14 protein-coding genes are annotated in these 12,249 nt (G+C 64.0%); 9 read left to right on the forward strand and 5 right to left on the reverse strand.

Annotated elements, in window-relative coordinates; genetic code table 11:
* Positions 1 to 44: 44 nt before the first annotated feature.
* Positions 45 to 833 (reverse strand): hypothetical protein, encoded by a 789-nt coding sequence (locus tag C2H86_RS18990; RefSeq protein ID WP_159409345.1) that lies wholly within the window; start codon positions 831 to 833, stop codon positions 45 to 47.
* A gap of 103 nt (positions 834 to 936) precedes the next feature.
* On the reverse strand, positions 937 to 1,899 hold the full coding sequence (locus tag C2H86_RS18995; RefSeq protein WP_159409346.1) for an alpha/beta hydrolase: 963 nt from the start codon (positions 1,897 to 1,899) through the stop codon (positions 937 to 939).
* A 142-nt stretch (positions 1,900 to 2,041) separates the two neighbouring features.
* Between C2H86_RS18995 and aroC the strand changes: the two genes are divergently transcribed.
* The 3 genes from aroC (at position 2,042) to C2H86_RS19010 (ending at position 4,958) form a co-directional block, all read left to right on the forward strand.
* Entirely contained in the window at positions 2,042 to 3,133 is a 1,092-nt protein-coding gene (aroC, locus tag C2H86_RS19000) for a chorismate synthase (RefSeq protein ID WP_159409347.1), read from the forward strand.
* Positions 3,134 to 3,267: 134 nt separating this feature from the next.
* Complete coding sequence (locus C2H86_RS19005) at positions 3,268 to 4,425, forward strand: MFS transporter (RefSeq protein ID WP_159409348.1); 1,158 nt, start codon at positions 3,268 to 3,270, stop codon at positions 4,423 to 4,425.
* Positions 4,422 to 4,958: an oxidase gene (locus tag C2H86_RS19010; RefSeq protein ID WP_159409349.1), complete on the forward strand. Its 537-nt coding sequence runs from the start codon at positions 4,422 to 4,424 to the stop codon at positions 4,956 to 4,958. Before C2H86_RS19005 ends, C2H86_RS19010 begins: the two co-directional genes overlap by 4 nt.
* A 123-nt stretch (positions 4,959 to 5,081) precedes the next feature.
* Here C2H86_RS19010 and C2H86_RS19015 read toward each other — a convergent pair whose 3' ends face one another.
* A complete protein-coding gene (locus C2H86_RS19015; RefSeq protein ID WP_027596016.1) occupies positions 5,082 to 5,354 on the reverse strand; it encodes a DUF3509 domain-containing protein in 273 nt (90 codons plus the stop codon).
* A gap of 267 nt (positions 5,355 to 5,621) precedes the next feature.
* Between C2H86_RS19015 and C2H86_RS19020 the strand changes: the two genes are divergently transcribed.
* Positions 5,622 to 6,146 (forward strand): ankyrin repeat domain-containing protein, encoded by a 525-nt coding sequence (locus tag C2H86_RS19020; RefSeq protein ID WP_159409350.1) that lies wholly within the window; start codon positions 5,622 to 5,624, stop codon positions 6,144 to 6,146.
* 59 nt (positions 6,147 to 6,205) lie between these two features.
* Positions 6,206 to 6,736 carry a hypothetical protein gene (locus C2H86_RS19025; RefSeq protein ID WP_103449657.1) on the forward strand — a complete coding sequence of 177 codons (531 nt, stop codon included), beginning with the start codon at positions 6,206 to 6,208 and terminating at the stop codon, positions 6,734 to 6,736.
* 79 nt (positions 6,737 to 6,815) lie between these two features.
* Here C2H86_RS19025 and C2H86_RS19030 read toward each other — a convergent pair whose 3' ends face one another.
* Entirely contained in the window at positions 6,816 to 7,754 is a 939-nt protein-coding gene (locus C2H86_RS19030) for a ZIP family metal transporter (RefSeq protein WP_159409351.1), read from the reverse strand.
* A 123-nt stretch (positions 7,755 to 7,877) separates the two neighbouring features.
* On the opposite strand from C2H86_RS19030, the gene C2H86_RS19035 reads away from it, so the two are divergent.
* From C2H86_RS19035 to C2H86_RS19050, 4 genes are all read left to right on the forward strand, one after another.
* Positions 7,878 to 8,069, forward strand: a complete 192-nt coding sequence (locus C2H86_RS19035) for a PLDc N-terminal domain-containing protein (RefSeq protein ID WP_110639697.1) — start codon at positions 7,878 to 7,880, stop codon at positions 8,067 to 8,069.
* Between the two features lie 144 nt (positions 8,070 to 8,213).
* The gene (locus C2H86_RS19040) at positions 8,214 to 10,271 is read left to right on the forward strand and encodes an LTA synthase family protein (RefSeq protein ID WP_159409352.1); all 2,058 of its coding nucleotides are present in this window, start codon (positions 8,214 to 8,216) and stop codon (positions 10,269 to 10,271) included.
* A gap of 125 nt (positions 10,272 to 10,396) precedes the next feature.
* Positions 10,397 to 10,633: a hypothetical protein gene (locus C2H86_RS19045; RefSeq protein WP_159409353.1), complete on the forward strand. Its 237-nt coding sequence runs from the start codon at positions 10,397 to 10,399 to the stop codon at positions 10,631 to 10,633.
* 174 nt (positions 10,634 to 10,807) lie between these two features.
* Positions 10,808 to 11,140 carry a ribonuclease E inhibitor RraB gene (locus C2H86_RS19050; RefSeq protein WP_085675483.1) on the forward strand — a complete coding sequence of 111 codons (333 nt, stop codon included), beginning with the start codon at positions 10,808 to 10,810 and terminating at the stop codon, positions 11,138 to 11,140.
* A 52-nt stretch (positions 11,141 to 11,192) separates the two neighbouring features.
* Here C2H86_RS19050 and C2H86_RS19055 read toward each other — a convergent pair whose 3' ends face one another.
* A complete protein-coding gene (locus C2H86_RS19055; protein ID WP_159409354.1) occupies positions 11,193 to 11,993 on the reverse strand; it encodes a cytochrome c in 801 nt (266 codons plus the stop codon).
* Between the last annotated feature and the right edge of the window lie 256 nt (positions 11,994 to 12,249).

Genomic DNA, 12,249 nt, shown 5'->3' on the forward strand with positions numbered 1-12,249 from the left:
ACCCTGTGGAAGCGGGCTTGTCCCGCGAAGCAGGCGCCGCAGTCTCAGCGTGTAGCGATCCATATCAGCAACCCCGCCTGGAACACGGCAAACGCCACCAGGCAGGTGATGGTGAAGCGCAACCCGCTGTCCTCACGCCGATACTTGGCCACCCGTTCATCCCGCTCGCGCAATTGCCCCTCTTTTTCCTGCAACTGCTGCTCGGCCTGCTGCAGCATGCCCGCCGCATCGAGCATGCTTACCTGCTGCACCTTCTCGGTATTCCAGCCGCCCTTGAGCTGGCTCACCGTGGTGTCGAGCGTGCGGCCCTTGAGGTGCTGCGGGTCGGCGTATTCCACTTCCATGCCGCTGGCGGTGATGAAGCGGTCGCGGCGCAGGCGGGTATCTTCGTTCAGCGCATCCTTGTTCGGCAGCGCCATGCCTTCGACCCGGTAGTTCGACCAGCGGCGCTGCAGCCACTGCACGGCCTGGCCAAGCATGAAACGGCCGAGGCCACGGTTGAGTGGCTCCAGTTGCAGGCCGCTGTCGCTGCCAAGGGTCACCAGGCGCTCGCTGTGATCCACCCGCACATCCAGCTGGTTCTGCTCCTTGCGCACTTTCTGCCCGGGCAGGCGGATTTCCATGCGCAGCAGGCTGTGGGCCTTGTCATGGCGCTCGGCGTAGGCGAACTCGACGAAGCGCAATGGCCGTGCACCGCTGTTGCGGTCGGTGGGCAAGGGCGCCAGGCGCAGCAGCTGGAAGTGTTCGACGGCAAGGTCGGCCCAGGGCAGGGCGGCAGGTTCCGGAGCGGGCGGCTCTTCGGCCGGTTCGACGGCGGCGGGGGCATCGGTCATCAAGGCATTTCCTCAGATACGGGCGGGTGCTGAACGGGGCCGAAAAACGGTCCCAATCAGCACCGATACCGCGTTATCGGCAGGTTTTGCCGATGTTTGAGGGTCAGGCCGAAGGCAACTGGTGAATGAAACTGACCACCCGCTCGCCGAGCTCCCGTGCCAGTGGCAGTTCCGGGTTGAGGTAGCTGTCACGCTGCAGGTGCATGTCCTTGGGGCTGATGCGCAGCATGTGGTTCATGCCGTCGATCAGTACCAGCTGCGCATCCGGCTTGGCTGCCTTGAGGCGTTCGGCATCGGTCACGTCGACCTGCACGTCGTTGCGCCCCTGCACGATCAGTGCGGGCATCGGCAAGCGGGCGAAGGCCTGCGCCGGGTCCTGCTGGAGCAGGGTGATCAGGTAGGGCTGCACGCTGGGGCGAAACACCTGGCGCAGCGGTGCCGGCACGTCCAGGCTGGTCTGCCCGGCCTGCAGGCGGTCGAGCAGGGCGCTGCCACCGGCCAGTTGCGCCGGCGACATGCGCTGGGCCAGCTGTTCGCGCAGCACATCCGCCAATGGCCGGCCCATGCCGGCCAGGGTGATCACCGCGCTGGCGCCGGCACGCTCGGCGGCCAGGCTGGCGATCAGCGCCCCTTCGCTGTGGCCGACCAGGATCAGCGGGCCGAAACGTGGGTCAGCCTTGAGCTTACGGCTCCAGGCCACCACGTCGTCGACGTAGCGTTGCACGCTGAGGTCGCGCTCATCGGGCGTGGCCGGCTGGCTGGCCGCCACCCCGCGCTTGTCGTAGCGCACGCTGGCGATGTGTTCGTTGGCCAGCACCAGGGCCAGGCGCTTGAGGTTGTCGACGCGCCCCGAGGCCGGGTTGTTGCCGTCGCGGTCGGTGGGGCCGGAACCGGCGATGATCAGCACTACCGGCGGTGGCGTGGCCTGTTGCGGCAGCAGCAGGCTGCCGTGCAGCACACCCTGGCCCGTGTCCAGGTCGATGGGGCGTTGCAGCACGGTGGGGGCAGCGGCCTGGGCCAGGCCAGTGCACAGCAGGAAGAAGAAGGCGACGAGGCGCGACATCATGCGGTACTACAGTGGGGAGATGACGGTTTGACCCAATGTTTGCGGGAAGGTTCGCAGGCAAGGCCCACGCAGCGCACAGACAGCCATTCCATCTGTATACTGCCCGCTTTCGTTCATCTCAGGCAGATTTCGCGGAGCGTCCATGTCCGGCAATACCTACGGCAAGCTGTTCACTGTCACCACCGCTGGCGAAAGCCATGGCCCGGCGTTGGTCGCCATTGTCGATGGTTGCCCACCTGGCCTGGAAATCTCCCTCGCCGACCTGCAGCACGACCTCGACCGGCGCAAGCCTGGCACCAGCCGGCACACTACCCAGCGCCAGGAAGCCGACGAAGTGGAGATCCTCTCCGGCGTGTTCGAGGGCCGTACCACTGGCTGCTCGATCGGCCTGCTGATCCGCAACACCGACCAGAAGTCCAAGGACTACTCGGCGATCAAGGACCTGTTCCGCCCGGCCCACGCCGACTACACCTACCACCACAAGTACGGCATCCGCGACTACCGTGGCGGCGGCCGCAGCTCGGCCCGGGAAACCGCCATGCGCGTGGCCGCCGGTGCTATCGCCAAGAAGTACCTGGCCACCCAGGGCATCCAGGTACGTGGCTACATGAGCCAGCTGGGCCCGATCGAAATCCCGTTCAAGAGCTGGGACTCGGTGGAGGAAAACGCCTTCTTCAGCCCCGACCCGAGCAAGGTGCCGGAACTCGAGGCCTACATGGACCAGCTGCGTCGTGACCAGGATTCGGTCGGGGCGAAGATCACCGTGGTGGCCGAAGGCGTGATGCCAGGCCTGGGCGAGCCGATCTTCGACCGCCTCGACGCCGAGCTGGCCCACGCGCTGATGAGCATCAACGCAGTCAAGGGCGTGGAAATCGGCGCCGGTTTCGCCAGCGTTGCCCAGCGTGGCACCGAGCACCGTGACGAGCTGACCCCGGAAGGCTTCCTCAGCAACAATGCCGGTGGCATCCTCGGCGGCATCAGCTCGGGCCAGCCGATCGTCGCCCACCTGGCGCTGAAGCCGACCTCCAGCATTACCACCCCGGGCCGCTCGGTCGACGTCGATGGCAACCCGGTCGAGGTGATCACCAAGGGCCGCCATGACCCGTGCGTCGGCATCCGCGCCACGCCAATCGCCGAGGCGATGATGGCCATCGTGCTGATGGACCACCTGCTGCGCCACCGTGCGCAAAATGCCGATGTGAAGGTCAACACCCCGGTGCTGGGCCAGCTCTGATCAACCTGTAGCGGCCTCTTCGCGGGACAAGCCCGCTCCCACAGGATCACCACAATTTCCAGTATTGTGCGGTCCCTGTGGGAGCGGGCTTGTCCCGCGAAGTGGCCGGCACAGGCCTCCACAAGGCCCATTCCATGCAACAGATCCCTTACTGGCGCCTGTCAAGCTTCTACCTGTTCTATTTCGCCCTGCTGGGCTCCACCGCGCCGTTCCTGGCCCTGTACTTCGACCACCTGGGGTTCTCCCCGGCGCGCATCGGCGAGCTGGTGGCCATCCCCATGCTGATGCGCTGCATCGCCCCCAACCTGTGGGGCTGGCTGGGTGACCGCAGTGGCCAGCGCCTGCTGATCGTGCGCCTGGGCGCCTTGTCGACCCTGGCCACCTTCTCGCTGATCTTCTTCGGCAAGAGCTACGCCTGGCTGGCGCTGGTCATGGCGCTGCATGCGTTCTTCTGGCACGCAGTGCTGCCGCAGTTCGAAGTCATCACCCTGGCCCACCTGCATGGGCAGACCTCGCGCTACAGCCAGGTGCGCCTGTGGGGTTCGATCGGCTTCATCCTCACCGTGGTCGGCCTGGGCCGGCTGTTCGAATGGCTGAGCCTGGACATCTATCCGGTGGCCCTGGTGACCATCATGGCCGGCATCGTCGCCGCCAGCCTGTGGGTGCCCAACGCCCAGCCGGTGGAGCAGGGCGAGCGCCCGGCGGCGGGCGGCTTCCTGCGCCAGCTGACGGCGCCAGGGGTGATCGCTTTCTATATCTGCGTGGCGCTGATGCAGCTCAGCCACGGCCCGTACTACACCTTCCTCACCCTGCACCTCGAACACCTGGGCTACAGCCGCGGCGCCATCGGCCTGCTGTGGGCGCTGGGGGTGGTGGCCGAGGTGCTGATGTTCATGGTCATGAGCCGTCTGTTTGCCCGCTTCAGCGTGCAGCGGGTGCTGCTGGTGAGCTTCCTGCTGGCTGCGCTGCGCTGGCTGCTGCTGGGCAACCTGGCGGATGAGCCGGCCGTGCTGATCTTCGCCCAGTTGCTGCACGCGGCCACCTTCGGTTGCTTCCACGCTGCGTCCATCGCCTTCGTCCAGGCCAGTTTCGGTGCCCGCCAGCAAGGCCAGGGCCAGGCGCTGTATGCGGCGCTGTCGGGTACCGGCGGTGCGTTGGGGGCGTTGTATTCGGGCTACAGCTGGAAAATGCTGGGGCCGACCTTCACCTTTGGTATGGCCAGCGCCGCAGCGTTGGCGGCAGCCGTTATCATTGCCACTCGTTCGAAATCGACCAGGACCAGCAGCCGATGAGCATCCTTTGTGTTTTCCACCCGTCCAGCCCGGACTTGCCGAACAAGGTGCTGACCCACCACGACGACATCGCCGCGACCCTGGCCGAGCAGGGCGTGCGCTTCAGTCATAGCCCGCTGGATATGCGCGTGCGCCCGGGCAGCAGCCAGGCCGATGTGCTCGACGCCTGCCGCGGGCACATCGACCAACTGATGACGGCCCAGGGCTGCGCGGCGTTCACCCTGCTCAACCGTGATGGCCTCGATCCGACGCAGGTCGATGTGCGTGACGAGCATGTGCACGACAGCAACGAAGTGTTCGCCGTAGTGACCGGCCGCGCACAAGTCGGCCTGCGCCTGGGCGAGTACGTGTATGCGGTGCTGTGCGAAAAGGGAGACCAGCTGGTGGTGCCGGCAGGGACACGGCGCTGGGTGGAGCTGGGGGACAACCCGTTCTGCCTGGCGTTGCGCCTGTTTGGCAGTGAGCAGGGCATGGAGCCACGGTTTACTGGGGATGCAACTGCTCGGGCGTTTCTTGGGATTGACGAGCTTTAGTGTCTGACCGGGCCCTATCGCGAGCTGCGCTCGCTCCTACAAGGCATCCCGCCATCCCTATGGGCAATGCAATACCCCTGCAGGAGCGAGCAAAGCTCGCGATAGGGCCGGTACAGACAAACCTCAACGGTAGGTCGGCAGCGCAAACCGTTGCTGACTCTGCAGCATGGAAATCACCGGCAGTTCACTGGCCTGCTCGGCCAGGTCCCGGCGAATGGCACTGATCGCCCAGGACAACTGTTCGGCACTGTGCAACTGGCCGTAGGTCAGCACGCGGCGGGTGACCTTGCCATCGGCGGCGCGCAGGGTCAGCAGCACGCCACCGTCAGGGCGGGGCTGAGTGGCGACCTGGTAGGCCGAGAACACCGAGACGAATTTTTCCTGGATGAGGTCCATATCAACTCCTGACTGTTGTGTGGGCAGACGTGAGTTGATCGTTGCAGTGACCGTGCCAGAACGTGAAGGCGGGGAAAGTCCAGTAAATACAGGGTGTTATGGGGGATTTTCAGAAGCGGTATCGTGCAGGCTGCATGGTCGTGCATTTTGCACAGTGCATTTTGCACGGTTAACGCATTGCCTATCGGCCCCATAGAATCTGAACCTTTGACCGCAATGGCATGCCTGACAAAAACTTGGGCAATCATTTATGCCAGGAGGTTCCCGATGTCCGCTCAACCCACCGCTACCACCATGACCGATGACGAGACCGCCGCTTTTGCCGAGCAGGTCTTCGAGCGTGCCCGCCAGGGCGACGCCGAGATGCTCGGCCGCCTGCTGGCCAGCGGCCTGCCGGCCAACCTGCGCAATCACAAGGGCGACAGCTTGCTGATGCTGGCCAGCTACCACGGCCAGCATGAAGCGGTGCGGGTGCTGTTGGCCCACGGCGCCGACCCGCTGATCGCCAACGACAACGGCCAGTTGCCAATCGCCGGTGCGGCCTTCAAGGGGGATCTGGCGATGATCCGCCTGCTGTTGGAAAGTGGCGTCCCAGTGGATGCTGCGGCGCAGGACGGGCGCACCGCGCTGATGCTGGCGGCGATGTTCAACCGCGGCGAGATTCTCGACTACCTGCTGGCCCAGGGTGCCGACCCGGCGCGCCAGGACGCCCGTGGCGCCACCGCGCTGATGGCGGCGCAGACCATGGGCGCGGTGGACGCCGCTGCACGCCTGCAAGCGCTGGCCGGCTAACTGCCCGGGGGCATTTGCGGCTATCCTTGGCGACTTTTCACCCGTCGCAGGCCCCCTTCATGAAAAACCAGTTGCTCGAATTCATCAGCCTCATCGGCGCCGGCTGCATGCGCGATGAGGAAATCGAGCGCATCGCCGACGAGGCCGCCCAGGCCTACGCCGACCCCGCTGCCTTCCTCGCCGCCAACCCGGACATCAACTACGACGACAGCTTCCCGATCCCGCTGGGCGAATGGGTTGTGCTCGGCAGCCTGCCCGACACCGTGGTGTTCCAGGCCGACAGCTATCAGGAGCTGTTCCAGCACATCAGCGATTCGTTCGACCAGAGCGTGCCGTTCACCCTCAAGGCCAAGCAACTGGCGCGCACCGAGCCACTGACCGCACTCAACCGTATCCAGGTGCAGATGGGCGCGTTGAACAAGGAAGCGGGCGGTTATGTGCTGCTCAACTTCAGCCAGCTGCTCGATGACGAACTGCAGATGGTGATGGTTGGTCAGCAGGACCTTGCGCGGGTGCTGGAGCTGGGGGCAGAGGTGGGGATCAAGGTGGAACCGGCCCTGGAGGCCCTGAAGGTCGCGGTTCACGTCTGATTTGCAGCGCCTGTGAGATCGAGCGCCGCGCGGGCGGCGCTCGATCTCACCGACACCGCACATCCATCGTCAAACCCATCTAGCCCAACGCGGTATCCAGAAACATCATCACCGCAAACCCACCCATCAACCCAAGGGTCGCCGACGTCTGGTGCCCGTTACGGTGGGTCTCGGGAATCACCTCGTGGGACACCACAAAGATCATCGCCCCCGCCGCCAGCCCCATGCTGATCGGGTAGGCAAGGGCAAACCCGGTGGAAATGCCCAGGCCGATCACCGCTCCCAGGGGTTCCATCAGCCCCGAACCAATCGCCACCAGCGCAGCTTTCAGGTTCGACAGCCCGGTCGCCCGCAAGGCCAGGGCCACAGCCAGCCCTTCAGGGATGTCCTGGATGGCGATGGCGCTGGTCAGTGGCAGGCCGATGTTCATGTCGCCATTGGCGAAGCTCACCCCGATCGCCATGCCTTCGGGCAGGTTGTGCAGGGTGATCGCCAGCACGAACAGCCACACCCGGCTTAGCCGTTCGGCCTCCGGGCCGCAGGGGCCGGTGCTTTCATGCTCGTGCGGGGTGAAGCGGTCCAGGCCAAGCATCAGCAGCACGCCCAGGCCCATGCCCAGCACCACGGTGAACGCCGCAGCCGGGCCATTGCCGGTGATCGCCCGGGCAGCATCCAGGCCCGGCAGGATCAGCGAGAACGAACTGGCCGCGAGCATCATGCCGGCAGCAAAACCGAGCATCACATCCTGGCTGCGCACGCTGACATCGCGCAGCACCACCGCCAGCACCGCGCCCAGCGCGGTGGCGGCAAAACCGGAAAGCCCGCCGAGCGCGGCCAGGTGCAGGTTGTCGGCGTGGTCGCCGTTGATGGCGTTCCACAAGCTGGCCGCCAGCAGCACGATCACCGCCAGCAGGCTCACGCCCAGGCCCGCGCTGAGCCATGGGGTGCTGTGCACCTGTTGGCGCCAGGCGCTCAGCAAAGAGGGCGGGGTGGCACTTTGAGTGTGGGCTGGGGGCATAGGAACCTCGTATCCATGGATGCTTGCAGTTTATGCAGTGACCTGCGTGGCTGGCCAAGGATTCCCTTCTATAGCCTTGATAGAGGACTATGCTCAGCAACAGCCTTTCAAGGAGACGTGGCAATGGGCTCAACCTTCAATGGCCTGGTCGGCCTGATCATCCTCGCCCTGGACATCTGGGCAATCCTCAATGTGATCAAGAGCAGCAGCGAAGTAGGGATCAAAGTGTTGTGGATTCTGCTGATTGCCCTGCTGCCAGTGATCGGCCTGGTGATCTGGGCGATTGCCGGCCCGCGGGGTAACGTGCGGATATGAAAGCCGCGCCCCAGACAAAATCAGCAATAGTAGCGTGACAAAATTTTCACATTGGATTAAACAGAATCCGCTCCCGCATAATGCTTGCGTTGGGCCAGCTCCAACGCCACCTCCGCAAACCGCAATCCTAGGACATTCCCATTCATGGCTAACACGGATGCCTTGAGGCAACAGGGCGCGCGAGCGTTCACGCCGACCTTGAAATCGCACCTGGCCTATACGCTGCTCAGCGGCCTGGTGATCATGTTGATGCTCAGCCTGGTGCGCCTGGCGCTACTGGTCTACAACAGCGACATGATCGGCGACACCCCTTACTCGACTGTCGCCGAAGGCTTCTTCAACGGATTGCGCTTCGACCTGCGGGTGGTGGTGTACCTGAGCATTCCGCTGCTGCTGGCAATGTTGAGCCCCTGGCTCATGGCCCGGCGCGGGCTGTTCCGCTTCTGGCTGACCCTCACCTCGAGCGTGGTGATGTTCCTCGGCCTGATGGAGATGGACTTCTACCGTGAGTTCCACCAGCGCCTCAATGGCCTGGTCTTCCAGTACATCAAGGAAGACCCGAAGACCGTGCTGAGCATGCTCTGGTACGGCTTCCCGGTGGTTCGCTACCTGCTGGCCTGGGCATTCGGCACCTGGCTGCTGAGCCTGCTGTTCAAGGGCATCGACCGCCTGACCCGGGGTACCGGCCAGCAGCGCGTGGCACCGTGGTACAACCGCCTGGCGGTGTTCATGGTGATCCTGCTGGTGGCGGTGGTCGCGGCCCGTGGCACCCTGCGCCAGGGCCCGCCGATGCGTTGGGGTGATGCCTTCACCACCGACTCCAACTTCGTCAACCAGCTGGGCCTGAACGGCACCCTGACCCTGATCGACGCTGCCAAGAGCCGCTTCGGCGAAGACCGCGCAAATATCTGGAAGCCGGTGCTGAAGCAGGAGCTGGCCACCGAGACCGTGCGCAAGCAGCTGCTGACCGCCAACGACACCCTGGTCGACGCCGACGAGGCCGCCATACGCCGCGATTTCGTGCCGCCGGCCGACCGCACCCTGCCGATCAAGAACGTCGTGGTGATCCTCATGGAGAGCTTCGCCGGCCACTCGGTAGGCGCCCTGGGCAGCCCGAACAACATCACCCCGTACTTCGACAAACTGGCCAAAGAAGGCCTGCTGTTCGACCGCTTCTTCTCCAACGGCACCCATACCCACCAGGGCATGTTCGCCACCATGGCCTGCTTCCCCAACCTGCCAGGCTTCGAATACCTGATGCAGACACCTGAGGGTGGCCACAAGCTGTCGGGCCTGCCGGCGCTGCTCAGTGCCCGAGACTACGATGACGTCTACGTCTACAACGGCGATTTCGCCTGGGACAACCAGTCCGGGTTCTTCGGCAACCAGGGCATGACCACGTTCATTGGCCGTAACGACTTCGTCAACCCGGTGTTCTCCGACCCGACCTGGGGCGTGTCCGACCAGGACATGTTCGACCGCGGCAACGAGGAACTGGCCAAGCACGACCAGAAGAAGCCGATCTACGCGCTGCTGCAGACCCTGTCCAACCACACGCCGTACGCGCTGCCGGCCAATCTGCCGGTCGAGAAGGTCACAGGCCAGGGCCGCCTGGACGAGCACCTGACTGCCATGCGCTACTCCGACTGGGCGCTGGGCCAGTTCTTCGAGAAGGCGCGTAAAGAGCCGTACTTCAAGGAAACGCTGTTCGTCATCGTTGGCGACCACGGCTTCGGCAACCACCAGCAGGTTACCGAGCTGGACCTGGGCCGCTTCAACGTGCCGCTGCTGCTGATCGCGCCGGGCATCCAGGAGAAGTTCGGTGCGGTCAACCACACCGTGGGTACCCAGGTCGACATCGTGCCGACCATCATGGGCCGCCTGGGTGGCGAGACCCGCCACCAGTGCTGGGGGCGCGACCTGCTCAACCTGCCAGAGGGTGACCAGGGCATCGGCATGATCAAGCCGTCGGGCAGCGAGCAGATCGTCGGCCTGGTCAAGGGCGATCACCTGCTCATCGAGTCCAAGGACATGAGCCCGCGCATGTACCGCTACCAGCTGGGCAGCGAGTTCAAGGCCGAACTGATTGAAAGCCCTGAGCAGCCGCAGATGTTGCAGCAGCTCGAGGCCTTCATCCAGACTGCAACCAAGAGCTTGCTGGACAACACTGCCGGTGTTGTCCACGGTACGCCGAAGAACTAAACACAAGCAGTGAACAGAAAGGGCCGCAATGCGGCCCTTTTTGCTGCCGGAACGAATGCCCAGGCCCAAGGTCTGCATCTACAGGCGTCACACACCGGGTGTTCTTTGATTGAGAGGGCGATTCAATGAAAGAGTGGGAAGTCATCTTTGCCGACCAGAAAGGCGAGCCAACCACCTTGTTGCTGCACGGTGAGCATTGCCCCAGCGAGGAGGAGGCGGCTCGCGCCATCCGTTCGCATCTGTTTCCGGTCATGGATGAGCTGGACCTCAACGACTTCCAGGACCGCGCCCCATCCCCTACGGCACGCTGGCTCAAGGAGCAGAACGGCGTGATCATCACCAGCATCCACGAAGCGCCCTGAATCACGGGTTGGCGTGGTGCCTGCTCAGGCACTACGCTGGTGGGAGGTGCCGGCCTTTTCTGCGGGCCTGCACCCATTCAATTCGCGTCTTGCATCAGCTCGATCTGACGGCAGTGCCGGCAGGTGCGTAGTGCACGGAAAGTCTATCCATCGCTTTATTCGGGAGGACGATTCATGAGCAGCCTGAACGACGATATCAGCAGCAATGTCCTGCGCCAGATGAAAGCTGGCGGTTTCGACTTCACCCGCATCCACCCCATCGAGTTCTACGCGGTCTTTCCAGATGAAGCCGGCGCGCGACGGGCAGCCGGGCAGTTTCGTGGCGAATCGTTGAATGCTCAGGTGCGTGAACTGGACGATGGCGCGTGGCACCTGGAACTGAGCAAGGTCATGTACGCCACCTATGGCGGGATTGGTGATTTTGAGGAGGCCTTCGAGCAGGTCGTTTCACCCTGTGGCGGCGAAGTCGAAGGGTGGGGCGTCAAGCAGGAAAGGCCGATTGCCTGAAAGGAATGAGTTGCCTTCTTCGCGGGTTTACCCGCGATGAAGGCTCCCGATTTCAGGGCCTGCGCCCAGCCATATGCCCCAGATAAGCCAACAACGCATCCAGCTCCTGCTCACTCAATACACTCTCCGCAAACCCCGGCATCCGCGCCTGCGGCCATTGCCGTAAGCCCTGCGGGTCACGAATGTACAGGCGCAGGTACTCAGGCCGGAAATATTCGGTCGGGTTGTGCGGCACGTTCAGGTCCGGCCCGAATTGCGCATCTCCCGCGCCATTGAGCCGATGGCAGGCCAGGCAGTTCTGCTGGAAAAGGGCAAAGCCTTGGCGCACCGGGTCATTGGCCGGCAGCCCTGGGTCCGGCAGCAACGCCGGAAAACGCTGCTCGACCGGCGCCAGCCGGCGAATCGTGGCGACCTGGAACGGCCATTGCTCGGGGCGGATGCCACTCGCCTGCGGGTTGCTCCACACCAGGTAGAACGGCCCTGCGCTCGGCTTGCCATCGGCCAGTTCTGGCCAAGGCCTGGCCGGGTCCTCGACGGCCAGCCAGGCACGGGCCGGGCCTTCCTGCAGCAGGGGCCCGGCTGGCATTTCTGCGGCAAAGCCGTCCAGTGCTACCGCCTGCAGGTGGTCATCGGGCCTTACCCCTTGCAGCAGCGTTGCCAGGGGCACGGCGCGATAATGCATCGGCCGCTTGTAGGAGACGTCCTGATCGATGTCGATGTCGCGTGCCTGAGGGTGGTTCAGCAGTTCCTCGCTGGACCACTGCCGGGCACTGTCACCCAGCTCCAGGTGCAACTGCGCCGCCGACAGCGGCAGGCTCAACAACAGGGCTAGCAGGGCAATGCAGTAGCGCATGGGCAATCTCCGACCGGAAAGTCGCAGGTTAACCCAAGCGCGGCATTGGCGCTTTCAGCCGAACAACCGCGTGAGGTTGGGAAGAATCAGCAGCAACGTCGTGGCGAAGAGAATGAGCCCAGCTTGGCGAAGTTTCGATTGTCTGAACATGGCGGACCGCCTTTTTGTTGTTATTCCTGAATACCCGGTGGCTTCCTTGTCGGGTCTGCTTGCTTCATGTATGTGGATATAAACCACCCGAAGGGCGAACGTTAAC

The organism is Pseudomonas putida, assembly GCF_009883635.2.
GTDB classification, from domain to species: domain Bacteria; phylum Pseudomonadota; class Gammaproteobacteria; order Pseudomonadales; family Pseudomonadaceae; genus Aquipseudomonas; species Aquipseudomonas putida_W.